This is a genomic window from Streptomyces sp. NPDC107521 (genome assembly GCF_055598485.1).
Map to the genome: position 1 here is coordinate 15626 of NZ_JBVKAT010000006.1, position 24077 is coordinate 39702.

Sequence of the window (24077 nt, forward strand, 5' to 3'; positions counted from 1 at the left end):
TCCCGACTGAGCCCTACCTCACAAGCGGGCCGCCGCCGCCAGGTCCTACGCTGGTGGGCGCTGCCGATGGAGGCCAGCCGCCGTCGCTGCGGAATCCAGCCGTGCGTGTTGTCGAGTGAGGAATGGGCGAGATGCCTGAGTTCGCGTACACCGATCTGCTCCCCCAGGGTGAGGACACCACTCCGTACCGGCTGGTGACCTCCGAGGGGGTGTCCACGTTCGAGGCCGACGGGCGGACCTTCCTCAGGGTGGAGCCGGAGGCGCTGCGCAAGCTGGCCGAGGAGGCCGTCCACGACATCCAGCACTACCTGCGCCCGGCCCACCTGGCCCAGCTCCGCCGCATCATCGACGACCCCGAGGCGTCGGGCAACGACAAGTTCGTGGCGCTGGACCTGCTGAAGAACGCGAACATCGCGGCGGCCGGCGTGCTGCCGATGTGCCAGGACACCGGCACCGCGATCGTCATGGGCAAGCGCGGCCAGAACGTGCTGACGGCGGGCGGCGACGAGGAGGCCCTGAGCCGGGGCATCCACGACGCCTACCGGAACCTGAACCTGCGCTACTCGCAGATGGCGCCGCTGACCATGTGGGAGGAGCGGAACACCGGCTCCAACCTCCCCGCCCAGATCGAGCTGTACGCCACCGACGGCGACGCCTACAAGTTCCTCTTCATGGCCAAGGGCGGCGGCTCGGCCAACAAGTCGTTCCTCTACCAGGAGACCAAGGCGGTCCTGAACGAGGCCTCCATGATGAAGTTCCTGGAGGAGAAGATCCGTTCGCTGGGCACGGCCGCCTGTCCGCCGTACCACCTGGCGATCGTGGTCGGCGGCACCTCGGCCGAGTACGCGCTGAAGACCGCGAAGTACGCCTCCGCGCACTACCTGGACGGGATCCCCGCCGAGGGCTCCGAGCTCGGCCACGGCTTCCGGGACAAGGAGCTGGAGGAGAAGGTCTTCGAGCTGACCCAGCGCATCGGCATCGGCGCCCAGTTCGGCGGCAAGTACTTCTGCCACGACGTGCGCGTGGTGCGCCTGCCGCGGCACGGCGCGTCCTGCCCGGTCGCCATCGCGGTGTCCTGCTCGGCGGACCGCCAGGCGGTGGCGAGGATCACCGCCGAGGGCGTCTTCCTGGAGCAGTTGGAGACGGACCCGGCGCGGTTCCTGCCGGAGACCACGGACGAGCAGCTCGACGAGGCCGGCGACGTCGTCCGGATCGACCTCAACCAGCCGATGGACGCGATCCTGGCCGAGCTGACCAGGCACCCGGTCAAGACCCGGCTGTCGCTGACCGGCCCGCTGGTCGTGGCGCGCGACATCGCCCACGCCAAGATCAAGGAGCGGCTGGACGCGGGCGAGGAGATGCCGCAGTACCTCAAGGACCACCCGGTGTACTACGCCGGACCGGCGAAGACCCCCGAGGGCTACGCGTCCGGGTCCTTCGGGCCGACCACGGCCGGGCGGATGGACTCCTACGTGGAGCAGTTCCAGGCGGCGGGCGGCTCCCGGGTGATGCTCGCCAAGGGCAACCGCAGCAGGCAGGTCACCGAGGCCTGCGACACGCACGGCGGCTTCTACCTGGGGTCGATCGGCGGCCCGGCGGCCCGGCTGGCGCAGGACTGCATCAAGAAGGTCGAGGTCGTCGAGTACGAGGAGCTCGGCATGGAGGCGGTCTGGCGGATCGAGGTGGAGGACTTCCCGGCGTTCGTCGTGGTGGACGACAAGGGCAACGACTTCTTCCAGGACCCGGCCCCGCAGCCGACGTTCACGACGATCCCGGTCCGCGGCCCCGGCCTGGCCTGACTCTCCCCCGGGGCACCCCGGACGCGCCCGCGGGACACTCCCGGCGCGCCCCCGGGGTGCCCCGCGCCGCCCGCCGTGCCGCGGGCACCCCGGCACGCCCCGGCACGGGCCCCGTCCACCGCCCCGGCCGCCCGCGGGGCCTCCCCCGGCGGCGCACGGCCACGAGGGTGAACGGCGTTCCGGAACGGAACATCCCGGCCGCCTCCGGCGCTGTACCCGGTATGAGCGAATACCGCATCGAGCACGACTCCATGGGCGAGGTCCGGGTCCCCGCGTGGGCGAAGTGGCGGGCGCAGACGCAGCGCGCCGTGGAGAACTTCCCCGTCTCCGGGCAGCGCATCGAGCGGGCGCACATCGAGGCGCTCGCCCGGATCAAGGGCGCCGCGGCGAAGGTCAACGCCGAGCTGGGCGTGGTCGACGCGGAGATCGCGCGGGCGATCCGGGAGGCGGCCGGGGAGGTCGCGGAGGGCGCCTGGGACGAGCACTTCCCGGTGGACGTGTTCCAGACCGGCTCGGGCACCTCGTCGAACATGAACGCCAACGAGGTCATCGCCACCCTCGCGGGCGAGCGGCTCGGCCGGGACGTGCACCCCAACGACCATGTCAACGCCTCCCAGTCGTCCAACGACGTGTTCCCCTCCTCCCTCCACATCGCGGCCACCGCCGCCGTCACCCGCGACCTGATCCCCGCCCTGGACCACCTGGCGGCGGCGCTGGAGCGCAAGGCCGCCGAGTTCGCCGACGTCGTCAAGTCCGGGCGCACCCATCTGATGGACGCCACCCCGGTCACCCTCGGCCAGGAGTTCGGCGGTTACGCGGCGCAGGTGCGGTACGGGGTCGAGCGGCTGAACGCCTCGCTGCCCCGGCTGGCCGAACTGCCGCTCGGCGGCACCGCGGTGGGCACCGGCATCAACACCCCGCCCGGCTTCTCCGCCGCCGTGATCGCGGAGGTGGCCCGCGCCACCGGGCTGCCGCTGACCGAGGCCCGCGACCACTTCGAGGCGCAGGGCGCCCGGGACGGCGTCGTGGAGACCAGCGGGCAGCTCCGGACCATCGCCGTCGGCCTGACGAAGATCGCCAACGATCTGCGCTGGATGGCCTCCGGGCCGCGCACCGGGCTCGCCGAGATCTCCCTGCCCGACCTCCAGCCCGGCTCGTCGATCATGCCGGGCAAGGTCAACCCGGTGGTGCCGGAGGCGGTGCTGATGGTGGCCGCCCAGGTCACCGGCAACGACGCGACCGTCGCCGCGGCGGGGGCGGCCGGCAACTTCGAGCTGAACGTGATGCTTCCGGTCATCGCCCGGAACGTGCTGGAGTCCGTCCGGCTGCTCGCCAACGTCTCGCGGCTGCTGGCCGACCGCACCGTCGACGGCGTCACGGCCCACCGCGAACGGGCCCGCGAGTACGCCGAGTCGTCGCCGTCCGTGGTGACCCCGCTCAACCGCTACATCGGCTACGAGGAGGCCGCGAAGGTGGCCAAGAAGGCGCTGGCCGAGCGTCGGACGATCCGCGACGTCGTCCTGGAGGGCGGCTACGTGGAGCGCGGCGACCTCACCCGCGAACAGCTCGACGAGGCGCTGGACGTGCTGCGGATGACCCGCCCGTGAGGGGCCGGCCGCCGCGGCCGGCCGACCCCCGCCCGTCCGTCGCGCGGCCCGCGCCCCGGGGCCCGGCAGGGGCGCGGGGCGCCCGGTCCGGGAGGGGGGAACTGCCGCTTTCCTGCCGCCCGATCGGAACGGCAGCCCCTAATATCGGTCCATGGCAGACGGAGATGCGGTGAGCGCGGCGACGGAGGCGGGCGGCCCCGCGGCCCCGGCGGGGCACTGGGCACCGGGGAGCCACATCCTGTGGCGCTACCGGGAGAACGGCGGCCCCGGCTTCCACATCGCCCGTCCCGTCACCGTCGTGCGCGACGACGCGGACGTGCTCGCCGTGTGGATGGCGCCCGGCACCCGGTGCGTGAAGCCGGTCCTCGCCGACGGCACTCCGGTGCACCTGGAGCCGCTCGCGACCCGCTACACCCGGCCCCGCGCCATCCAGTACGACCACTGGTTCGGCACCGGGGTGCTGAAGCTGGCCCGGCCGGGCGAGCCCTGGTCGGTGTGGCTGTTCTGGGAACCGGGCTGGCTGTTCAAGAACTGGTACGTCAATCTGGAGGAGCCGCTGGCCCGCTGGGAGGGCGGCGTGGACTCCGAGGACCACTTCCTGGACATCACCGTGCAGCCCGACCGGAGTTGGCAGTGGCGGGACGAGGACGAGTTCGCCCAGGCCCAGCGGGACGGCCTGGTGGACGGGGCGCTGGCCGCCCGGGTGCGCGCCGCGGGCCGTGCCGCGGTGGCGGTGATCGAGGAGTGGGGGCCTCCGTTCCCGGACGGCTGGGAGGACTGGCGCCCGGACCCCGGCTGGGCGGTACCGTCGCTCCCCGGGGACTGGGACCGCACACCCGCGCGGGTGTCCTCATGAGACCCTTGATGGGCCCCAGGGCAGGAAACGTAGGATCGTCCTCCGCAACGGCGCGGAGCGGCAACTGACGGAACGCACGACGTGCTTGACCGATCGTCACCGAGGGGCGGCAGGACGTGAGCGAGCGGCACGAGGGCAGTACCGGTACGGGCCGCCGCCGGCCCCCCGGCGGCACAGGAACAACCTCTGACCCCGCGGCAAATCCGTTCCTCGGGCGTGTGTTCCGGGTATCGGGAATTCTGCGGGACGAACTGCACGCGCCGCGGGCAGTCCCGGACGGATGGATTCGACACGCGTGACGGAGCAGCCGACCTCTCCCCAGAGCCTCCAGGCAGGCGTCGACCCCGCGGACCCCCGCGGGGCGCTCGCGCACGCCCCCGTACCGCCCCACGCCCCCGAGGCCGTCGCCTTAGGAGCTCAGGGCCGGGTCGGCAGGCCGCCGGGACCGGACCCCGCCGAAACCTTCGAGCACCGCCAGCCGGGCCCCGACCAGGCCGCCGAGCCCGGCACACTCCGTTCACGGCCCACACCCGAGGGGGTGCCGGTGCAGCCGAGCGCACAGAGCGGGCCGACCGCCGAGACGGCGGCGGCCGGGCAGGAACGCCATCGCGGGGCCGACGGGGCGGACCGCCGCACCGGCCGGCCCACGCCGCCGGGGCAGCCCACGCCGATGCGGCGGGACGGCGACCGGCTGCGCTTCGTCGGCGCCGCCACCCGGCGGATCGCCCGGGGCATGGACCTGGACGAGATCGTCATGGGGCTGTGCCGGGCCACGGTGCCGACCTTCGCCGACGCCATCCTCGTCTATCTGCGCGAGCCGCTGCCGGTCGGCGACGAACGGCCCACCGGTCCGCTGGTGCTGAGACTGCGCCGCAGCGACCGGATACCGGCCGAGCGGGACACCGAGGGCGGATTCGCCCCGGTCGTCCAGCCGGAGCCGTCCGAGCTGGACACGGTCGGCGCGGAGCTGTGCGAGGTGCGGCCGGGCAGCGCGCTGGCGGAGGTGCTGCGCGGGGTGCGCCCGGTGTTCACCGACTCCCCGGGCGCCCGCCCGGCCCTGCCCGAGCTGCTGGGCGAGGGCGGCGAGTTCATCGTCCCCGCGGGCCGCCGGGCGATCCTGGCGCCGCTGCGCGGACGGCGGCGGGTGATCGGGGCCGCCCTGTTCCTGCGCGGGCCCGAGCGGGTCGCCTTCGAGGGCGACGACCTGCTGGTCGCCGCCCAGCTCGCCACGCACAGCGCGCTCGGCATCGACAAGGCGGTGCTGTACGGGCGCGAGGCGTACATCGCGGACGAGCTGCAGCGCACCATGCTCCCGGAGAACCTGCCGCGCTGCACCGGTGTGCGGCTGGCCTCGCGCTACCTCCCGGCGGCCGAGACGGCCCGGGTCGGCGGCGACTGGTACGACGCGATCCCGCTGCCCGGCAGCCGGGTGGCGCTGGTGGTCGGGGACGTGATGGGGCACTCCATGACGTCGGCCGCCATCATGGGCCAGCTCCGCACGACCGCGCAGACCCTGGCCGGGCTGGACCTGCCGCCGCAGGAGGTGCTGCACCACCTCGACGAGCAGGCGCAGCGGCTCGGCACCGACCGCATGGCGACCTGCATGTACGCGGTCTACGACCCGGTCAAGCACCGCATCACCGTCGCCAACGCGGGCCATCCGCCGCCCGTCCTGCTCCGGCTCGGCGGCCACGCCGAGGTGCTGCCGGTCCCGGCGGGCGCCCCCATCGGCGTCGGCGGCGTGGACTTCGAGGCGGTGGAGCTGGAGGCCCCGGCGGGCGCGACCCTGCTGCTGTACACCGACGGCCTGGTGGAGTCCCGGCTGCGCGACGTGTGGACCGGCATAGAGCAGTTGCGGGAGCGGCTGGCCGCGACCGCGCGGCTCACCGGGCCGGACCACCCGCCGCCCCTGGAGGCGCTGTGCGACGAGGTGCTGGACATGCTCGGCCCCGGCGACCGGGACGACGACATCGCGCTGCTCGCCGCCCGGTTCGACGGGATCGCCCCCAGTGACGTGGCGTGCTGGTGCCTGGACCCGGAGGACTCGGCCCCGGGCCGGGCCCGGCGGCTGGCCCGGCGCGCGCTCGCCCGCTGGGGCCTGGAGGAGATGACCGACTCGGTGGAGCTGCTGGTCAGCGAGGTGGTGACCAACGCGGTGCGCTACGCGTCCCGGCCGGTCACGCTGCGGCTGCTGCGCACCGACGTCCTGCGCTGCGAGGTCGGCGACGACGTGCCGCAGCTGCCGAGGCTGCGGCAGGCGCGGGCCACGGACGAGGGCGGGCGCGGGCTGTACCTGGTCAACCGGCTGGCCCGGCGCTGGGGCGCGACCCGGCTGAGCACCGGCAAGGTGGTCTGGTTCGAGCTGAACCGGGGCTGAGCCCCGGCAGCCGGGCCCCCACCCGCCCGCCGGGGCGGGCCCGGTACGCCGAAGGGCGCCCGGTGGAGTGCTTCCACCGGGCGCCCTTCGGCGCTCCTACGGCTGCGGGCGTTCGCCCTCCGGGACGGGGGGCTCCTCCGGGGCCGTGGACTCGCCCTCGTCCGGCGGCGGTTCGGTCGACGGGCTGGTCGTCGGGGGTTCCGGGGTCGTCCGGGGCGGCTCCGGGGTCTCCTCGGGCGTCTCCTCCCTGGTGGGCGTCTCCTTCGGGGTCTCCTTCTCCGTCGGAGTCTCCTCGGGCGTCTCCTCGGGCGAGGGGGAGGTGGAGGGCGAGGTGGTGGGCGAGGGCTTGGTGGTGGGCCGCACCGCCGCGCCCTGCTTGGTCTCCAGGTCGAACTCGGTGACCTCGTCCATCACGCCGAAGGTGTAGGCGGCCCAGATCTGCGCCGGGAAGCCGCCGCCGTTGACGCGGTTCTCGGCGCCGGCCCCGTACATCGGGACCTGCGGGTGGGGTTCCTTGTCGTCCTCGCCGAACAGGCCGACGGAGGTGACCAGTCCGGGCGTGAATCCGGTGAACCAGGCCGACTTGTTGTTGTCGGAGGTGCCGGTCTTGCCGGCGACCTGCTGGCCGTCGCGCAGCGGGTTGTCCCACACGGCGCGCCGGGCCGTGCCGTCGTCGACCACACCGGTCAGGACGGAGGTCACCGTGTCGGCGGCCTCGCGGCTGACGACCTGCTCCCCGACGGGGTCGGGGAAGTCGACCCCGCGGCCGTTCTGCTCGGCCGACTTGACCATGGCCGGGGTGACCCTGCGGCCGTGGTTGTCGAGGGTGGCGTAGACGCCGGCCATCTCCAGCGGGCTGGCGCCCATGCTGCCCAGGGTCTGGGCGGGCACCGGGTCCATGCCCTCGGTGTTCATGCCGAGCCGTCCGGCGACCTTCACCACCTCGGACATCCCCACGTCGACGCCCATCTGCGCGAAGACGGAGTTGACCGAGAGGTTCATGGCCTGCTGGACGGTGATCTCGTCGTAGTTCTGGTCGTCCTCGTTCTCGGGGGCGAAGCCGACCTCGCGGCCCTTGTCCACCACGGGGCGCTTGCTGGTGCCGTCGTAGAGGGTGGTGTCGGTGATCGGGACGCCCTCCTGGGTCTCGGCGTCCTTGTCGACGGCGGCGGCCAGGATCACCGGCTTGAAGGTGGAGGCGGGCTGGTAGTCGGAGCGGGTGGCGTTGTTGACGTAGTGCTTGAAGTAGTCCACGCCCCCGTACATCGCCACCACGGCGCCCGTCTTGGGGTCGACGGAGACGGCGCCCGCCTGGACGTCGGCGTCGACGCCGCGCGCCTTCGGGTCGAGCCGGCTCAGGAGCTTCTCCCGGACCGCGCCCTCCAGCGCCTTCTGCTTCTTCTTGTCGATGTTGAGGGTGATGGTCCAGCCGCCGCGGTCGACCATCGCGTCGGCCTGCTTGCGGTCCTCGGCGGCGCCGCTCTCGACGAGCTGCTTGCGGAGCGCGGTGTTGGCGGCCTCGACCAGGTAGCCCGTCTGGCCCCCCATGCCCGGGGCGGGCCGGGGCTTCTTCGGCACCGGGAACTTCATGTCCCGGCGGTCCCCGGCGTCCAGCCAGTCCATGTCGACCATGTTGTCCAGGACGTAGTTCCAGCGCTGCTGCACCAGCCGCTTGCTGGTGTCCCCGGCGACGGCCCAGTCGTACTGGACGGGCGCCTGGAGGAGGGCGGCGAGGTAGGCGCCCTGCTCGACGGTGAGGTCCTTGGCGTCGACCCGGTAGTAGGCCTGGGCGGCGGCCTGGATGCCGTAGGCGTTGCGCCCGTAGAAGCTGGTGTTGATGTAGCCGGCGAGGATGTAGTCCTTGGACTTGCTCCGGTCCAGCTTCAGGGAGATGACCAGTTCCTTGAGCTTGCGCGAGACGGTCTGGTCCTGGGTCAGGTAGTAGTTCTTGACGTACTGCTGGGTGATGGTCGAGCCGCCCTGCGTGCCCTTGCCGGAGAGGGTGTTGAGCAGGCCGCGGGTGGTGCCCCTGAGGTCGACGCCGGAGTCCTTGTAGAAGCTCTTGTTCTCGGCGGCGACGAAGGTGTGCTGGACGGCCTTGGGCACCTGGGCCAGGTCGACGATCTCCCGGTTGTAGCCCTTGCGGGCCATGATCGAGCCGTCGCTGTACTTGTAGATGTTGCCCTGGAGCTCGGCGTCGCCGTTGCCGACCTCCGGTATGTCGATCACCATGTACAGGACGACGAAACCGCCCATGAGGAGCACGCAGACGCCCAGGAAGGTTCCGAGGATCTTCTTCCAGGTGAACAGCCTGCGTATCCGGCCCTTCCCGCCCGCTCCGGCGGTACCGGACGAGCGGCGGCGGTCCGACGCCGCGCGGCGGCCACCGCGCTGTCGTGCTCTTCTCTCTTCCGCTCGTCCCATGGGTCCGATCCGCTCCGATTCGGTCGTGTGTGCTCACGCGTCACACAGGTTCGTCGCTCAGGTCAGCTCAGAAAGCTAACACCGGGTGATAAGGGGATCGGCGGCCGATCCCACTATTTGCGGACGTGAGAATCAGCACCCACCCCGGAGGAACCGACGCACGAGAGCCCTCCGGGGTTGCCGCGAACCATTTAAGTGATAGCAGTTTGATGACTGCGTGCTAGGGTCGCGGCAGACGACGACAGTGCGGGCGCGCGTCGGGCGCGCACCGCCGGAACGGGGGGACCCACCCATGAGCGCACCGCAGACACCGCAGCCGACCGCGGACGTGCCCGAGATGCCGGCGCCGAGAGTGCGCGAGACCCCGGCGCACAGCATCGGGGGCGGCCTGGCGCTGCTGCTCGGCCTGGTGGGCCTGCTGGTCGGCGCGGGGCTGATCGCGTCCTCGGCGGGCGTCGCGGGGACCGGCGCCAAGGCCACGCTGATCGTCGTGGGCATCCTGGTGGCGCTGGCCGCCTTCCTCGCGATGTGCGGCCTGAACATGGTGGCGCCGGGCGAGGCCCGCGTGGTGCAGCTCTTCGGGCGCTACCGGGGCACCATCCGCCAGGACGGGCTGCGCTGGGTGAACCCGTTCACCTCGCGCACCAAGATCTCCACCCGGGTGCGCAACCACGAGACGGCCGTGCTCAAGGTGAACGACGCCTACGGCAACCCGATCGAGCTGGCGGCGGTCGTGGTGTGGCGGGTGGAGGACACCGCGCAGGCCACCTTCGAGGTGGACGACTACATCGAGTTCGTCTCCACCCAGACCGAGGCGGCCGTGCGGCACATCGCCATCGAGTACCCCTACGACGCCCACGACGAGGACGGGCTCTCGCTGCGCGGCAACGCCGAGGAGATCACCGAGAAGCTGGCGGTCGAGCTGCACGCGCGGGTCGAGGCGGCCGGGGTGCAGATCATCGAGTCCCGCTTCACCCACCTCGCCTACGCGCCCGAGATCGCCTCGGCGATGCTCCAGCGGCAGCAGGCGGGCGCCGTGGTCGCCGCCCGGCGGCAGATCGTCGACGGCGCGGTCGGCATGGTCGAGGCGGCCCTGGAGCGGATCGGCCAGCGCGGCATCGTGGAGCTGGACGACGAGCGGAAGGCGGCGATGGTGTCCAATCTGATGGTCGTGCTCTGCGGCGACCGCGCGGCGCAGCCGGTCCTGAACACCGGCACGCTCTACCAGTGACCGCCCCCGCCGAGGGTTCGCCCGCGCCGCGCCGCGCCCAGCAGCGCAAGCAGGTCTTACTGCGCCTGGACCCGCAGGTGTACGAGGCGCTGGCCCGCTGGGCGGGCGACGAGCTGCGGTCGGCCAACGCCCAGATCGAGTTCCTGCTGCGCCGGGCGCTCGCCGAGGCGGGCCGGCTCCCGGGCGACACCGGCCCCCTCCCCCGCCGGGGCCGCCCGCCCCGGGACCCGGACCCGGGGCCCTGACCGCGCCGGACGCCACCCCGGAGGCCGGCCCCGGACACCCGCCGGGAGACGGGCCCCGGCCGCCCGCCGGACACCCCGCTCCCGCCCCGCCACCCGCTCGCACCGGGGGCGGGGCGGTGGCGTTCCGCGGGCCCGCCGCCCGCCCGCGACCCGTCGGGAGGACGCCCCCGAGGGACGCCCTCAGGACGCTCACCGGAAGTCGCCTTTCCATCGTCACGGAACCGTGACAAACCTGTTTGACCTGCCCCTTCACCCCTCGCCCACGGCATCGCCGAGGAACTGCACACTGCGCGTATACATCGTGCGTATACCCGCTGTGTAGAGTGCTCGCATGTCCATCGGTCACACCCTCCTGGGACTCCTGGAGTCCGGTCCGCGCCACGGCTACGACCTCAAGCGCGCCTTCGACGAGAAGTTCGGTCACGACCGGCCGCTGCACTACGGCCAGGTCTACTCGACGATGTCCCGCCTGCTGAAGAACGGCCTCGTCGTGGTCGACGGCATAGAGGCGGGCGGCGGTCCCGAGCGCAAGCGGTACGCCGTCACCGACGCCGGGGTCACCGACGTCCAGCAGTGGCTCTGCACACCCGAGAAGCCCGAGCCGTACCTCCAGTCGACCCTCTACACCAAGGTCGTCCTCGCGCTCCTCACCGGCCGCGACGCCGCCGACATCCTCGACACCCAGCGCTCGGAGCACCTGCGGAGCATGCGCATCCTCACCGACCGCAAGCGCGGCGGCGATCTCGCCGACCAGCTCATCTGCGACCACGCCCTCTTCCACCTGGAGGCCGACCTGCGCTGGCTGGAGCTCACCGCGGCCCGCCTCGACCGCCTCCGCGAGGTGGTGACCAAGTGACCCCTCCGCCCGGTTCCCTGCTCTCGGCCGACGGGCTCCGCAAGGCCTACGGCCCGACCCTCGCCCTCGACGGCGCCGAGTTCTCCATCCACCCCGGCGAGGTCGTCGCCGTGATGGGGCCCTCCGGCTCCGGCAAGTCGACCCTGCTGCACTGCCTCGCCGGCATCGTGCCGCCCGACTCCGGCACCATCCTGTACGACGGGCGCGAGCTGTCCGCCATGGGCGACGCCGAGCGCAGCGCCCTGCGGCGCAGCGAGTTCGGCTTCGTCTTCCAGTTCGGCCAGCTCGTTCCGGAGCTGACCTGCGTCGAGAACGTCGCCCTGCCACTGCGGCTGAACGGCACCCCCCGCAAGCAGGCCGAGCGCACCGCCCTCGGCTGGATGGAGCGCCTGGAGGTCGACGACCTGCGCGGCAAGCGCCCCGGCGAGGTCTCCGGCGGCCAGGGCCAGCGGGTCGCCGTGGCCCGGTCCCTGGTCACCTCCCCCCGGGTGCTCTTCGCCGACGAGCCGACCGGCGCCCTGGACTCCCTCAACGGCGAGCGGGTGATGGAGCTGCTCACCGACGCGGCCCGGTCCACCAACGCCGCCGTCGTCCTGGTCACGCACGAGGCCCGGGTGGCCGCGTACTCCGACCGCGAGATCGTCGTGCGGGACGGCCGCTCCCGCGACATGGAGCGTGCCGTATGAAGCTCCGCCAGTGGGCCGCGGACCTGGCCCTCGGCGTCCGCTTCACCCTCACCGGAGGGCGCGAGGGCTGGACCCGGGCGCTGCTGACCGCCGTCGGCGTCGGGCTCGGCGTGGCCCTGCTGCTGCTGACCACGGCCCTGCCGACCGCGCTCGACGTGCGGCACCAGCGCGAGGCCGCCCGCACCGACATCACCTACACGGCCAACGACCTGGAGCGCGGGAAGGACACCCTGGTCGTCGCCAACGTCGACACGGACTTCCGCGACTCCAGCGTCCGGGGCCGCGCCATGGAGGTGGAGGGGCCCGAGGCCCCGCTGCCCCCGGGCGTGGCGAAGTTCCCGGCCAAGGGCGAGATGGTGGTCTCCCCGGCGCTGCGGAAGCTGCTGGAGTCGGACCAGGGCGCACTGCTGCGCGAACGGCTGCCGGACCGGATCGTCGGCACCATCGGGGAACCCGGACTCATCGGCTCGCAGGAGCTCGCCTTCGTCCGGGGCGCCACCGGGCTCGCGCAGGAGATCGACGGCGGGCGGATCACCCGCATCGACCGCTTCGGCGAACCCGGCCCGGACAGCGAGCGGTCCGATCCGGTCCTCCTGCTGCTGATCCTGGTCGTCTTCGTGGTGCTGCTGATGCCGGTGACGGTGTTCATCGCGGCGGCCGTGCGGTTCGGCGGCGAGCGGCGCGACCGGCGGCTCGCGGCGCTGCGGCTGGTGGGCTCCGACAGCCGCATGACCCGGCGCATCGCCGCCGGTGAGGCGCTGGCGGGCGCGGTCCTCGGGCTGCTGCTCGGTGCCGTGTTCTTCCTGATCGGACGGCAACTCGCTGGCCACGCGGAGGTGTTCGACATCAGCGTGTTCCCGAGCTATCTCAACCCCTCCCCGCTGCTCGCCCTGGCGGTGGCGGTGGCGGTGCCGGCGACCGCGGTACTGGTGACGCTGTTCGCGCTGCGCGGGGTGGCCATCGAACCGCTCGGCGTGGTGCGCACCGCCCGGCCCGCCCGGCGCCGGCTGTGGTGGCGGCTGCTGCTGCCGCTGGGGGGTCTGGGGCTGCTCTTCCCGATGATCGGCTACGGCCGGGACAACGGGGAGTTCAACCAGTACATGGTGACCGGCGGGGTGGTCCTGCTGCTGGTCGGCGTGACCGCGCTGCTGCCGTGGATCGTGGAGACGGTCGTGGCCCGGCTGGGCTCGGGCCCGGTCTCCTGGCAGCTCGCCGTGCGCAGGCTCCAGTTGAGCAGCGGCTCGGCGGCCCGGATGGTCAACGGCATCGCGGTGGCCGTCGCGGGGGCGATCGCGCTGCAGATGCTCTTCGCCGGGGTCGACAGCTTCTACACCAGGTCCACGGGGAAGGACCCCGCCCTGGCCCAGATGGAGGTGACGCTGCGGGACAACGCGGCCCTCGACGGGGCCCGGGAGCGGTTCCGGAGCACCCCGGGCGTCGACGCCGTCGTCGCCTACTCCGAGGGCTACGCCGGCGACAAGGCCGTCGACCCGGACGAGGGCACGTCCCTGACCGTGGGCGGGTGCGCGGCGCTGCGCGAGGTCGCGCGGCTCCCCTCCTGCCGCGACGGCGACGTGTTCGTCGTGCGCGGGGCCCAGTACGACGGGCAGCTCGACGTCATGGAGCTGGCCCGCAGGACCCCCGCCATGTACCTGGACCCGTCGTACGCGGAGGGGGACGAGGGCAGGGAGATCGCCTGGCCGGTGCCGGCCGGCCTCAAGGAGGCGACGCCGAAGAGCGGCCTGCTCATGGGCATCGACCGGGGCGGCTTCCTGATCACGCCGAAGGCCGCGCCGAAGGCGCTGGAGCCGGGGCTGACCGGGCACCTCTACCTGAAGCTGGACGAGAGCGCGCCGGACGTGCGGGACAGGGCGCGGAACACGGCCATGGCGATCGACCCGCTGTCGCATCCGATCCTCTGGGCGGCCACCGAGCGCACCAACCGGTTCGACGCCATCCGCACCGGGCTGTTCGTCGGGGCGGCGTGCGTGCTGGGCCTGATCGGGGCGAGCCTGCTGGTCTCGCAGCTGGAGCAGTTGCGCGAGCGCCGCAAGCTGCTGTCGGCGCTGGTCGCCTTCGGCACCCGGCGCCGCACCCTGAGCCTGTCGGTGCTCTGGCAGACGGCCGTCCCGATCGTGCTGGGCCTGCTGCTGGCGGTCGTCGTGGGGATGACGCTGGGGGTGGTCCTGCTGAAGATGACGAGCACCCCGGTGCACGTCGACTGGGCCGGGATCGGGGCCATGACCGGGATCGGGGCCGGGGTGGTGCTGCTGGTCACCCTGCTCAGCATGCCGCCGCTGCTGCGCCTGATGCGCCCGGAGGGGCTGCGCACGGAGTAGCGGCCGTCCGAGGAGGGTGCCGCCGCCGCGGCCCGGGTGGTGTCCCGGGCCGCGGCGGCGTCCCGCGTCAGACGTCGGCCAGGCGGACCGGGAGGTCCCGCATCGCCTCGCGCAGGGCGTCGGCCAGCTGCTCGTACTCCGCGGAGCGGGCCGCGCCCGTGCGCATGGCGAGGGCGATGCGGCGGGTGGGGGCCGGGGCGGCGAAGGAGCCGGTGCGGAGCCGTCCGGAGTGGGACACCTCCACCCGGACCGCGGTGCGCGGCAGCAGGGTCACCCCGAGGCCGCCGGCCACCAGCTGCACCAGGGTCGACAGCCCGGCCGCGGTGGTCGTGGCCGGGATGTTCGCGCGGCCCGCCTCGCGGCAGATGTCCAGGGCCTGGTCGCGCAGGCAGTGACCCTCGTCGAGCAGCAGCAGCGGCAGTTCGCGCAGCACCGAGCGGTCGATGCCGTCCCGGCCGCCGAGCGGGTGGCCCGTCGGGGTGACGAGCACGAAGTCCTCGTCGAACAGGGGCAGTTCGACGACCCCGGGCGCCCCGAGCGGCACCGCCAGGAGCAGCAGGTCGAGGCGGCCGGTCGCCAGTCCGTCCAGCAGGCTCGCGGTCTGCTCCTCGTGCACCTGGGGGTCGAGGTCCGGGTACCGGTCGTGCGTCAGCCGCAGCACGGTGGGCAGCAGATAGGGGGCCACCGTGGGGATCACCCCGAGCCGCAGCGGGCCGGTGAACGGCGCCCGCACCGCCTCCGCCTCCTCCATCAGCGAGCCGACCTCGGCGAGCACCGCCTTGGCCCGCACCGCGATCCGGGCCCCCGCCGGGGAGAGCAGCACCTTGCGCGTCGTACGCTCCAACAGGGTGACACCGAGTGCCTCCTCCAGCGCCGAGACGGCGCCCGAGAGGGCCGGCTGGCTCATCCCGATCGCGGCGGCGGCGTCGCGGAAGTGAAGATGTTCCGCGACCGCCGCGAAGGCCCGCAGCTGGGAGAGACTGGGCTGCCGTTTCTTACTGGACATTGATAGCCACCTCCGATCAACACGACCGAGTGTAGCTATTTCCGTAATCAATGCACCCTGTGCCAACATCAACAGTGTCCAACCCACGGGAAACACTGCAAAACGGATGTCTCCCTGCTGCAAGGAGTGCGCGTGCTCACTGTCGGTGACAAGTTCCCCGAGTTCGATCTGACCGCCTGCGTCTCGCTGGAGAAGGGCAAGGAGTTCGAGCAGATCGACCACAAGACCTACGAGGGCAAGTGGAAGGTCGTCTTCGCCTGGCCCAAGGACTTCACCTTCGTGTGCCCGACCGAGATCGCGGCGTTCGGCAAGCTGAACGACGAGTTCGCCGACCGCGACGCCCAGGTCCTCGGCTTCTCCGGTGACTCCGAGTTCGTCCACCACGCCTGGCGCAAGGACCACCCGGACCTCACCGACCTGCCCTTCCCGATGATGGCCGACTCCAGGCACGAGCTGATGCGCGCGCTGGGCATCGAGGGCGAGGACGGCTTCGCGCAGCGCGCCGTCTTCATCGTGGACCAGAACAACGAGATCCAGTTCACCATGGTGACCGCCGGTTCCGTCGGCCGGAACCCGAAGGAGGTCCTGCGGGTGCTGGACGCCCTGCAGACCGACGAGCTCTGCCCGTGCAACTGGAGCAAGGGCGACGAGACCCTCGACCCGGTCGCGCTGCTCTCCGGGGAGTGAACTGACATGTCCCTCGACTCCCTGAAGTCCGCCATACCGGACTACGCCAAGGACCTGAAGCTCAACCTGGGCTCGGTCATCGGCAACTCCGACCTCCCGGCCCAGCAGCTCTGGGGCACCGTGCTGGCGACCGCGATCGCCTCGCGCTCCCCGATCGTGCTGCGCGAGCTGGAGCCGGAGGCGAAGGCGAACCTGTCGCCCGAGGCGTACACGGCCGCCAAGGCCGCCGCCGCGATCATGGCGATGAACAACGTCTTCTACCGCACCCGGCACCTGCTGTCGGACCACGAGTACGGCACCCTGCGCGCCGGACTGCGGATGAACGTGATCGGCAACCCCGGCGTCGACAAGGTCGACTTCGAGCTGTGGTCCTTCGCGGTCTCCGCCGTCAACGGCTGCGGCATGTGCCTGGACTCGCACGAGCAGGTGCTCCGCAAGGCCGGCATGGACCGCGACACGATCCAGGAGGCGTTCAAGATCGCCGCCGTGGTCGAGGCCGTCGGCGCCACGCTGGACGCCGAGGCGGTCCTCGCCGCCCAGTAGTACCGCCGGTCCCGCGCGAGGCGGAACACGGCACGGGCCCCGTCCACCGAACCGGTGGGCGGGGCCCGTCCCTGTGCGCGGGGCCCGTTGTGCGCGGGGCCCGTTGTGCGCGGGAGGCCCGGGTCGGGTGCGGGAGGCCCGGGTCGGGTGGGCGGCGCCCACGCCGTGCGAGCGGCGCCCGGCCGGCTAGCGGGCGGGCGCCCCGGCCCGGGGCGAGTCCTCGGGCGGGGGCGGGTCCTCGGGCGGGCGCGGCCCCGCCGCGGGCGGGACGTCCGTCGCGGTGGCGTCCCGGGGCCTCGGGGCCTGACGCACCGCCGACTCCCGGGAGTAGGCCCGCAGATAGCCCACGACGGTGTTGGCCACCGCGACCAGCGGGACCGCGACCACCGCGCCGCCGATGCCGGCCACCATGCCGCCGGCCGCCACCGACAGCACCACCGCCAGCGGGTGGACCCGCACCGCGCGGCCCAGGATGAACGGCTGCAGGATGTGGCCCTCGATCTGCTGCACCAGCAGGACCACGACGAGGGTCATCACCGCCGCGAAGACGCCCTGGGTCACCAGCGCCACGACGACCGCCAGCGCCCCCGACATCACGGCGCCGACCAGCGGGATGAAGGCGAACAGGAAGATGAACACGGCCAGCGGCACGGCCATCGGCACATGCAGGAAGTAGATGCCGAGACCGATGAAGATGGCGTCGATCAGCGCGACGATCACGGTGCCGCGCACATACGCCGTCAGCGTCCGCCAGGCGCGCGGGCCGGCGCCGGCCACACCGGGCCGGGCCGCCGCCGGCACCAGCTTCAGCGCCCACTCCCAGATGCGCTTGCCGTCGTAGAGCAGGAAGAGCGTCGAGAAGACCGCCAGCAGGATGCCGGTCAGCGCCTCGACGACGACCGTGACGCCCTCCAGTCCGGCGGACGTTATCTGGTCGCTGTTGGCGCCGACCGCCTCGCGCAGGCTCTTGGCGATCTCGTTGATCTGCTTGTCGGTGACGTGCAGCGGGCTGTTCAGCAGCCACTTGCGCAACTCGTCGATGCCGCTCTGGATCTGCGAGGAGAGGTCGTCGATGTTCTCCATGACCTGCCAGGTCACGAACCAGCCGATCAGCCCCATCACCACGAACCCGAGGATCGCGGTCAGCGCGGTGGCGAGGGCGCGCGGGACCCCGCGACGCCGCAGCCGCGCCACGGTCGGCTGGAGCAGCGCCGTGATCAGCAGGGCGACCACGAAGGCCAGCACCACCAGCCGCACCGCGCTGATGACCCGCATCAGCACCCACACGGTGCCGGCGAGGACCAGCAGCCGCCACCCGGCCTCGGCCGCGACCCGCACGCCCCAGGGCACGGCCTGCGCCGGATCGGGACGGGCGGGTGCCGCGACGGCGCCGGTGTGCCCTGGTTCGTCGGGCCGCCCGTGTTCCGGCGGGACGCCCGCGTCCGCGTCGCGCGCGGGCTCCGGGCCGGCGTCGGCGAGGCCGCCGACGGGACGGTGCGGATCGTCGTCCCACTCCGCCTCGGCCCGGCGCTGGTCGAGCCGGTTGCCGAGCCGGGTCAGTCCGGAACCCACTCGGCCCAGCCATCCTGGCACTCGCGACATGTTCCGTCCTCTTCCCCCGACTCTCCCCACCACTCCCCCTGGAGCCGTACCGGTCCGACGGTACACGGGGGGGCATGCGAAAGCCCCTCACCGACAGGACGGTGAGGGGCCGCGCGCGGTTGAGCGCCGGGGGCGGAGGACCGCCGGTCGCTAACGGCTCAGTACCACTGGTTGGCCTGCCAGAAGCTCCACGCCCCGCAGGGGCTGCCGTAGCGGCCGTTCATGTAGTTGAGGCCCCACTTGATCTGGGTGACCGGGTTGGTCTGCCAGTCCGAGCCCACGGAGGACATCTTGGAACCGGGCAGGGCCTGGAAGAGGCCGTAGGCGCCGGACGACGGGTTGACGGCCCGGTAGTTCCAGCTCGACTCGTGGTTCACGATGTTGCTGAAGCACTGCCACTGGCCGCTGGGCACCATGCTGCGGGCCAGCGACTGGATCTGGCCGATGCTGTAGGAGCCCTGGACGGCGCCGACGGCGGGGGCGCTGGTGGAGGCGGCCTCGCGCTGGGCGGCGCGGCTGGCGGCCGCTTCCTCCTCGGCCCGCTTCTTGGCCTCCTCGGCGGCCTTCTGCGCCTTCTCCGCACGCTCCTTCTTGGCGACGGCGGTCTCGGCGGCGGCCTTGCGGGCGGCCTCCTCGGCGTCCTTCTTGGCACCTGCGTCCGCGGCGATGGCCTGAACACTGGCCTGCTGCGTCAGGGACGCGGTCTGCACCTGGGCCTGCTGCCCCACGGGGAGGTCCGCGAGCAGCGTCGTGCCTGCTGCCGTCGCTTCCGCGTCGTGGCTCTGCCCGGTGCTGCCCGAGGCAACACCGACGACGCTTCCGACAGCGGTGACCGCGGTGGCCGAAGCCACTGCGAATCCCCGGACCGAGATCCGGCTCACACGGTTTCCTTCCAGCGACGCCCGCTCCGGTGACCCTCGCGGACGCGTTCGTGCCCCTGGCACTGGCCTCCCCCACTCTGGTCACGGGAGGCACGGGCCCGGTGGACAACTCCCCGACGGGGAGCGCCGCGTGATGCCCGGGCGGCATACGACGCTGCTATGGAGTTGGACGGTGCTGCGGTGGTGCCGTGTCTCCCGCCGTCCGAGGACCGGGGAGGCGCCCCTGGGGGCGAAGGGTGTCGTATGCGGGGCCTGACAGGAATGAGACTCTGCCGCAACCCGCGCGGCGAGGCAATTCTGTGTTGCGTGGGAAAGCTCACATCCCGTTCGGCCCAGCGGTTTCGACGGAAACCCGGCGCACGGCGGCGCCGCCCGGATAGGCTCTTCGCCTTTCCGGACGGCGCCCCGGTTCGGTGACCGGCCCGTGACGGGCCGGAGTCCACGAACCCCTCCGTACCCGTCAGATGTGGGTGTCCTCCAGCATTTCCGTCACCAGTGCGGCGATCTGGGACCTTTCGGACCGGGTCAGGGTCATGTGGGCGAAGAGCGGATGCCCCTTCAGTTTCTCCACGACGGCGACCACGCCGTCGTAGCGCCCGACCCGGAGGTTGTCCCGCTGCGCCACGTCGTGGGTGAGGACCACCCGGGAGTTGGCGCCGATCCGGGAGAGCACCGTCAGCAGCACGTTGCGTTCGAGCGACTGGGCCTCGTCGACGATGACGAACGCGTCGTGCAGGGAACGGCCGCGGATGTGGGTGAGCGGCAGGACCTCCAGCATCCCGCGGGCGGTGACCTCCTCGATGACCTCGCGGCTGGTGACCGCGGACAGGGTGTCGAAGACCGCCTGCGCCCAGGGGCTCATCTTCTCCGCCTCGGAGCCCGGCAGATAGCCCAGCTCCTGCCCGCCCACCGCGTACAGCGGGCGGAAGACCATCACCTTGCGGTGCTGCCTGCGCTCCAGCACGGCCTCCAGTCCGGCGCACAGGGCCAGCGCGGACTTGCCGGTGCCGGCCCGGCCGCCCAGGGAGACGATTCCGACGTCCGGGTCGAGCAGCAGGTCGAGGGCGATCCGCTGCTCGGCGCTGCGCCCCTTGATCCCGAACGCGTCCCGGTCGCCGCGCACCAGCCGCACCCCGCCGTCGGGCGTGACCCGGCCGAGGGCCTTGCCGCGCTCCGACTGGATGGTCAGCCCGGTGTGCACGGGCAGCCCGGCCGCCTCGGGGACGAAGACGTGCCCCTCCTCGAAGAGGATGTCCACCTGCTCGCCGGGCAGCGTCAGCTCGGACATGCCCGTCCAGCCGGAGGAGTCCGTGATGGCCAGCTCGGCGCGGTACTCCTCGGCGAGGAGACCGACGGACGACGCCTTGATCCGGAGCGGGAGGTCCTTCGACACGACGGTGACGTCGAACCCCTCGGCCTGGAGATTGCGGGCTACGGCGAGGATGCGGGAGTCGTTGTCCCCCAGGCGGTAGCCGCTGGGCAGCACACCGGGGTCCGAGTGGTTCAGCTCGACCCGCAGGGTGCCGCCGAGGTCCCCGATGGGGATGGGGGCGTCGAGGCGGCCGTGCCGGACGCGGAACTCGTCGAGCAGGCGGAGCGCCTGCCGGGCGAAGTAGCCGAGCTCGGGATGGTGCCGTTTGGCCTCCAGCTCCGTCACCACGACGATGGGGAGCACGACCTCGTGCTCGTCGAAGCGGCTCAGGGCGTTGGGGTCGGCCAGCAGGACGCTGGTGTCGAGAACATAGGTGCGCCGATCTGGCATGTGGCGCTTCGCGCTGGTCACCACGGAAGGACGTACCCCCTCGGAAGAGGTCGGGGAGCGACGGAGTGGACGCTGGGCCGGGATGACCGGAACGAGTCGACCGGTCGGCGGCCGCGATGCACCGGCGCGGGCCGAGGACCGGCCCTCCGCGTCTTCTTCCGTGCCGTGACCGCACGGTCGGGCTGATGCAAAGGGCCTCCCGGGCGGACGGCTCCGCGCCGCCCGCTGAGGATCCGACACCCGTGGTTCGGGCGTCGACCTGCTTGGCTTATTCCCTGTAACGACCGCCGCCATGCCACGGGGCGGGAGGGCGCACCGGTGAACTCCTGGTTACGGAGGCGGCGTCGGGGGAGGACGCGGGGGCGCGACGCGGTGGGGCGGGGCGGGGGTGGCCGGGGAGAGGGGGTGGGGCGGTGGCCGGAATCGAGGGGGCGGTGGCCGCCCGGGGCGGCGGTCGCGCGGGGGTCCGGAGAGCGGTCGCGCGGGCCGCTGTGACGGGCCCCTATATAGGGGAGCGACGGCTGCCGGGGGGCGACGCCGGGCCCCGCGGCCGGGCGCGAGCGTGCGCGGGTGCGGGGGGCACGGGGCCCCGGGGGCACAGACGGGCGGGAGCGGGCGCCTCCGGGAGGCGGGGTGCCGGTGTGTGCCGGTGTGTGCCGGGGCAGGAAAAAACGGGCCGGTCCGTGGGGGGGGATACGGACCGGCCCGAGGGGGGGGTTCCACCATAACCCTTCGTAAGTGCCGTCGCGCGCATCGGCGCGCCCCGCTACTCTCCGGAACCGTCCGGCGACACCGGGAGCGGTCCGGAGTCCCTCGTTCCCCCGCATGTCACAGCGGCGGCGGGACGGATTCCGGAGGGCGGGGCGGCCGAACGGATGATCCGCGGTCCGGGGCGTGTCGGCGGCCGGCCGGGGTGCGCCCCGGTACGCACGAGGTGCCCGCCGGGGTGCGCCCGGTACGCGCGGGGCGCCGGCTCGCGGCCGTGCGATCCCGTGCTCGCGTCCTCCGACCGGGTGATCCCCCACATGGCCGAAGGTTGACCGGGCACCGCGCGGCCCCCTCCACCGCGCGGTACCCGCCCGCGCAGCTTTGCTGGCGCGAATTACCTTGGTCCGAACTTACGCGACCGGGCCGACCGCACGCGACCCGTACGGCCCATCGCCCCATAACGATGTGGAAACCCGGACGGTGAATCACCGGCGGAACGGGGCAATCCGGGCGCCCGGTGGACGGTGAACGCCTCCCGGGGCGCGCGTTCACGTCCTCCTCCCCGTGGCGCCCCTATCCGGGGCGGGGTTCATGCCCAGGAGAGGGGCCAGTCCGCGTGCGGGGGTGGGGCGCTCCCCCGCGGGGGATACGTTCCCGGTGGGACGGTCGTCGAGGGGAAGGGGCCCGGTGTGGGCCGACGTTGGCGCGACGGGACGGGGACGCTGGTGGTGACCGGCGGGGACGGCGGGGCGGACACCGGGGACATAGGGGATACAGGGGACACCGGGAGTGGTGACGCTGGGGACCGGGGCGGGGGCGGGGGCGGGGGCGGGGGGAACGGCGGGGGCGTGCGGGTGCCGTTGGAGGTGGCCGCCTCGTACCGGGCCCGGACCAGAGGCCTGTTGGGACGGGACTCGCTGGAGGGGGCGATGCTGCTGACGCCCGCCGGAGGGGTGCACACGTTCCGGATGCGGATGCCCGTCGACGTCGCCTTCCTGGACCGGCGGATGCGGGTCCTCGCCGTGGTCACCATGCGGCCCGGCCGGATGGGCCTGCCCCGGCTCCGGGCACGTCATGTGCTGGAGGCCGAGGCCGGGGCGATGTCTCGGTGGGGGGTGCGGAAGGGGGTGCGGGTGGTGGTCGAGGCGGACCGGTGACGTCGGGTGCGGACCGGTGAGGCTCGGGGCGGGCCCGCCGGACCGGCCGGTCGGGGCGCGCGAGCGGTCGGCGTGCGCCGCCGGTCAGCGTGAGCGGGGGAAGGAGACCTCCACGCGGCGGTTCTTCTTGCGGCCGGCCTCGGTCGAGTTGTCCGCGATGGGGTACTGCTCGCCGTAGCCGCGGACCTCGTAGACGACACCGGCGTTGTCGAGCACCTGGGCCAGGACCTCCTGGACGGCGTTGGCGCGCCGCTTGGAGAGGACGTCGCCGTGGGCGGCGGACCCGAGGTCGTCGGTGAAGCCGAAGACACGGACCTTGGTGGCGTTCTGCGTCCGGATCTCCTCGGCGATGCCCCGGATGCGGGACCGCGACTCGGCGCCGAGGGTCGCGCTGTCCCTGCCGAACAGCACCTCGGCCTGGAGGGCGAGGGTCACCTGGGTGTTGGTGTCCTCGCGGCGTTCGTCGCCGCTCTGCTCCTCCACGACGGACTTGATGTCCAGCACCTTCGCCCGCGCGAGGGTGGCCCCCTCGGAGAGTCTCAGGTCCGGGTCGTTGGGGTCGACGTCCACGGGGGCGGAGGGCGAGGCCCCGGCGCCGGGCGGCGTGTCGGGATCGTCGTCGGCCCGTGCGGCGGTGGCGCCGACGAGGTGGGCGGCGAGCAGCAGACCGGCGGCGGCGAGGACCGGGGCGATGCGGCGGGATCTGGTCATGGGGAGCCTCACCCGGAGATCGTGATCGTCACGCTGGCGAACGTCGGCATCTGGAAGGCCACTTCCCTGACGTCCGGCGGCGGTGCCGGGAACTGCATGAACACGGGAAGGATGTCCCCGGCCCTGATGGTGGAGAAGCCCGCCGTCGTCAGAGGCCGTCCGTCCGTGTCCCGGAGTACGTAGTAGCGCTTCTTGTTCCTGGAATCCACCAGGGTGGCCCCGCCGAGCGACCGGCCGTTCTTGATGATCTCGACTTCGTTCCCGCTCATCGCGGAGGGGATCGCCGCGAGCTTCGACCCGTCGTTCTTCAGTTCGCCGTTCACGGTGATGAAACCGCCGGAGTCCCGCTCGGCGGAGGTGATCCGCAGCATGAGTCCGTTCGGCCCCCTCAGCTCGGCCACGGGCCCCTCCGACTGCCCCTCCTGGACTCTCGGTCCCGCCCCTTCCTCCACCGGCGTGGACGCGGCGGCCCTGGGCTTCTCGTCGCTGCCGCCGCCACCGCAGCCGGAAACGGCGAGGGCCAGGCCGGTCGCCACGGCAAGAGCGAGCGTCCTTCTCCGTGCCTTCGTCGTGAACCGATCGCTCATGTCCTGGATTCCT

The 24077-nt window shown here is 72.8% G+C and carries 19 protein-coding genes; 12 read left to right on the plus strand and 7 right to left on the minus strand.

Annotated features, from left to right (window positions below):
* The first annotated feature begins 122 nt into the window (after window positions 1-122).
* From ACZ7LB_RS11335 to ACZ7LB_RS11350, 4 genes are all read left to right on the plus strand, one after another.
* Window positions 123-1799, plus strand: coding sequence for a fumarate hydratase (locus ACZ7LB_RS11335; protein WP_471467207.1), 1677 nt, complete (start codon window positions 123-125; stop codon window positions 1797-1799).
* Between the two features lie 221 nt (window positions 1800-2020).
* Window positions 2021-3406, plus strand: coding sequence for a class II fumarate hydratase (locus ACZ7LB_RS11340; protein WP_471467209.1), 1386 nt, complete (start codon window positions 2021-2023; stop codon window positions 3404-3406).
* Between the two features lie 151 nt (window positions 3407-3557).
* Window positions 3558-4262 carry a cytidylyl-2-hydroxypropylphosphonate hydrolase gene (gene fomD, locus ACZ7LB_RS11345; RefSeq protein WP_471467211.1) on the plus strand — a complete coding sequence of 235 codons (705 nt, stop codon included), beginning with the start codon at window positions 3558-3560 and terminating at the stop codon, window positions 4260-4262.
* 280 nt (window positions 4263-4542) lie between these two features.
* Window positions 4543-6639, plus strand: coding sequence for a SpoIIE family protein phosphatase (locus ACZ7LB_RS11350; protein ID WP_471467213.1), 2097 nt, complete (start codon window positions 4543-4545; stop codon window positions 6637-6639).
* Window positions 6640-6735: 96 nt separating this feature from the next.
* Here the strand turns inward: ACZ7LB_RS11350 and ACZ7LB_RS11355 are convergent, their stop codons facing one another.
* Entirely contained in the window at window positions 6736-9063 is a 2328-nt protein-coding gene (locus ACZ7LB_RS11355; protein WP_471467215.1) for a transglycosylase domain-containing protein, read from the minus strand.
* Window positions 9064-9355: 292 nt separating this feature from the next.
* On the opposite strand from ACZ7LB_RS11355, the gene ACZ7LB_RS11360 reads away from it, so the two are divergent.
* The 5 genes from ACZ7LB_RS11360 to ACZ7LB_RS11380 all read left to right on the plus strand — a co-directional run bounded on the left by ACZ7LB_RS11360 (window position 9356) and on the right by ACZ7LB_RS11380 (window position 14420).
* The gene (locus ACZ7LB_RS11360) at window positions 9356-10294 is read left to right on the plus strand and encodes an SPFH domain-containing protein (RefSeq protein WP_161229006.1); all 939 of its coding nucleotides are present in this window, start codon (window positions 9356-9358) and stop codon (window positions 10292-10294) included.
* On the plus strand, window positions 10291-10539 hold the full coding sequence (locus tag ACZ7LB_RS11365; protein ID WP_471467217.1) for a type II toxin-antitoxin system antitoxin: 249 nt from the start codon (window positions 10291-10293) through the stop codon (window positions 10537-10539). Before ACZ7LB_RS11360 ends, ACZ7LB_RS11365 begins: the two co-directional genes overlap by 4 nt.
* A 331-nt stretch (window positions 10540-10870) precedes the next feature.
* Complete coding sequence (locus ACZ7LB_RS11370) at window positions 10871-11395, plus strand: PadR family transcriptional regulator (protein ID WP_471467219.1); 525 nt, start codon at window positions 10871-10873, stop codon at window positions 11393-11395.
* Window positions 11392-12081, plus strand: coding sequence for an ABC transporter ATP-binding protein (locus ACZ7LB_RS11375; protein WP_471467221.1), 690 nt, complete (start codon window positions 11392-11394; stop codon window positions 12079-12081). The genes ACZ7LB_RS11370 and ACZ7LB_RS11375 overlap by 4 nt, the downstream gene beginning before the upstream one ends.
* Window positions 12078-14420 carry an ABC transporter permease gene (locus ACZ7LB_RS11380; protein WP_471467223.1) on the plus strand — a complete coding sequence of 781 codons (2343 nt, stop codon included), beginning with the start codon at window positions 12078-12080 and terminating at the stop codon, window positions 14418-14420. Before ACZ7LB_RS11375 ends, ACZ7LB_RS11380 begins: the two co-directional genes overlap by 4 nt.
* A 67-nt stretch (window positions 14421-14487) precedes the next feature.
* Here the strand turns inward: ACZ7LB_RS11380 and ACZ7LB_RS11385 are convergent, their stop codons facing one another.
* Window positions 14488-15426: a LysR substrate-binding domain-containing protein gene (locus ACZ7LB_RS11385; RefSeq protein ID WP_471467225.1), complete on the minus strand. Its 939-nt coding sequence runs from the start codon at window positions 15424-15426 to the stop codon at window positions 14488-14490.
* 132 nt (window positions 15427-15558) lie between these two features.
* Between ACZ7LB_RS11385 and ACZ7LB_RS11390 the strand changes: the two genes are divergently transcribed.
* Together ACZ7LB_RS11390 and ACZ7LB_RS11395 are read left to right on the plus strand one after the other, a co-directional pair.
* Window positions 15559-16113 (plus strand): peroxiredoxin, encoded by a 555-nt coding sequence (locus ACZ7LB_RS11390; protein WP_471467227.1) that lies wholly within the window; start codon window positions 15559-15561, stop codon window positions 16111-16113.
* Between the two features lie 6 nt (window positions 16114-16119).
* Complete coding sequence (locus ACZ7LB_RS11395) at window positions 16120-16656, plus strand: alkyl hydroperoxide reductase (RefSeq protein ID WP_471467228.1); 537 nt, start codon at window positions 16120-16122, stop codon at window positions 16654-16656.
* Window positions 16657-16842: 186 nt separating this feature from the next.
* On the opposite strand, the gene ACZ7LB_RS11400 is transcribed toward ACZ7LB_RS11395, so the two are convergent.
* The 3 genes from ACZ7LB_RS11400 to ACZ7LB_RS11410 form a co-directional block, all read right to left on the minus strand.
* Window positions 16843-18258: an AI-2E family transporter gene (locus ACZ7LB_RS11400; protein WP_471467230.1), complete on the minus strand. Its 1416-nt coding sequence runs from the start codon at window positions 18256-18258 to the stop codon at window positions 16843-16845.
* Window positions 18259-18416: 158 nt separating this feature from the next.
* Complete coding sequence (locus ACZ7LB_RS11405) at window positions 18417-19139, minus strand: aggregation-promoting factor C-terminal-like domain-containing protein (RefSeq protein ID WP_471467232.1); 723 nt, start codon at window positions 19137-19139, stop codon at window positions 18417-18419.
* Window positions 19140-19599: 460 nt separating this feature from the next.
* Complete coding sequence (locus tag ACZ7LB_RS11410; protein WP_471467234.1) at window positions 19600-20925, minus strand: PhoH family protein; 1326 nt, start codon at window positions 20923-20925, stop codon at window positions 19600-19602.
* 1373 nt (window positions 20926-22298) lie between these two features.
* Between ACZ7LB_RS11410 and ACZ7LB_RS11415 the strand changes: the two genes are divergently transcribed.
* Window positions 22299-22766, plus strand: coding sequence for a DUF192 domain-containing protein (locus ACZ7LB_RS11415; RefSeq protein WP_471467235.1), 468 nt, complete (start codon window positions 22299-22301; stop codon window positions 22764-22766).
* A gap of 84 nt (window positions 22767-22850) precedes the next feature.
* Here ACZ7LB_RS11415 and ACZ7LB_RS11420 read toward each other — a convergent pair whose 3' ends face one another.
* Both ACZ7LB_RS11420 and ACZ7LB_RS11425 read right to left on the minus strand, forming a co-directional pair.
* Window positions 22851-23477 carry an OmpA family protein gene (locus tag ACZ7LB_RS11420; RefSeq protein WP_471467237.1) on the minus strand — a complete coding sequence of 209 codons (627 nt, stop codon included), beginning with the start codon at window positions 23475-23477 and terminating at the stop codon, window positions 22851-22853.
* A gap of 8 nt (window positions 23478-23485) precedes the next feature.
* Window positions 23486-24064 (minus strand): hypothetical protein, encoded by a 579-nt coding sequence (locus ACZ7LB_RS11425; protein WP_471467239.1) that lies wholly within the window; start codon window positions 24062-24064, stop codon window positions 23486-23488.
* Window positions 24065-24077: the final 13 nt, after the last annotated feature.

Excerpts from the sequence above, each read along its gene's own strand:
- ACZ7LB_RS11335 (WP_471467207.1), top strand. The coding sequence starts at position 123 with ATGGGCGAGATGCCTGAGTTCGCGTACACCGATCTGCTCCCCCAGGGT.
- ACZ7LB_RS11340 (WP_471467209.1), top strand. The coding sequence starts at position 2,021 with ATGAGCGAATACCGCATCGAGCACGACTCCATGGGCGAGGTCCGGGTC.
- fomD (WP_471467211.1), top strand. The coding sequence starts at position 3,558 with ATGGCAGACGGAGATGCGGTGAGCGCGGCGACGGAGGCGGGCGGCCCC.
- ACZ7LB_RS11350 (WP_471467213.1), top strand. The coding sequence starts at position 4,543 with ATGGATTCGACACGCGTGACGGAGCAGCCGACCTCTCCCCAGAGCCTC.
- ACZ7LB_RS11355 (WP_471467215.1), bottom strand. The coding sequence starts at position 9,063 with ATGGGACGAGCGGAAGAGAGAAGAGCACGACAGCGCGGTGGCCGCCGC.
- ACZ7LB_RS11360 (WP_161229006.1), top strand. The coding sequence starts at position 9,356 with ATGAGCGCACCGCAGACACCGCAGCCGACCGCGGACGTGCCCGAGATG.
- ACZ7LB_RS11370 (WP_471467219.1), top strand. The coding sequence starts at position 10,871 with ATGTCCATCGGTCACACCCTCCTGGGACTCCTGGAGTCCGGTCCGCGC.
- ACZ7LB_RS11380 (WP_471467223.1), top strand. The coding sequence starts at position 12,078 with ATGAAGCTCCGCCAGTGGGCCGCGGACCTGGCCCTCGGCGTCCGCTTC.
- ACZ7LB_RS11385 (WP_471467225.1), bottom strand. The coding sequence starts at position 15,426 with ATGTCCAGTAAGAAACGGCAGCCCAGTCTCTCCCAGCTGCGGGCCTTC.
- ACZ7LB_RS11395 (WP_471467228.1), top strand. The coding sequence starts at position 16,120 with ATGTCCCTCGACTCCCTGAAGTCCGCCATACCGGACTACGCCAAGGAC.
- ACZ7LB_RS11400 (WP_471467230.1), bottom strand. The coding sequence starts at position 18,258 with ATGTCGCGAGTGCCAGGATGGCTGGGCCGAGTGGGTTCCGGACTGACC.
- ACZ7LB_RS11420 (WP_471467237.1), bottom strand. The coding sequence starts at position 23,477 with ATGACCAGATCCCGCCGCATCGCCCCGGTCCTCGCCGCCGCCGGTCTG.
- ACZ7LB_RS11425 (WP_471467239.1), bottom strand. The coding sequence starts at position 24,064 with ATGAGCGATCGGTTCACGACGAAGGCACGGAGAAGGACGCTCGCTCTT.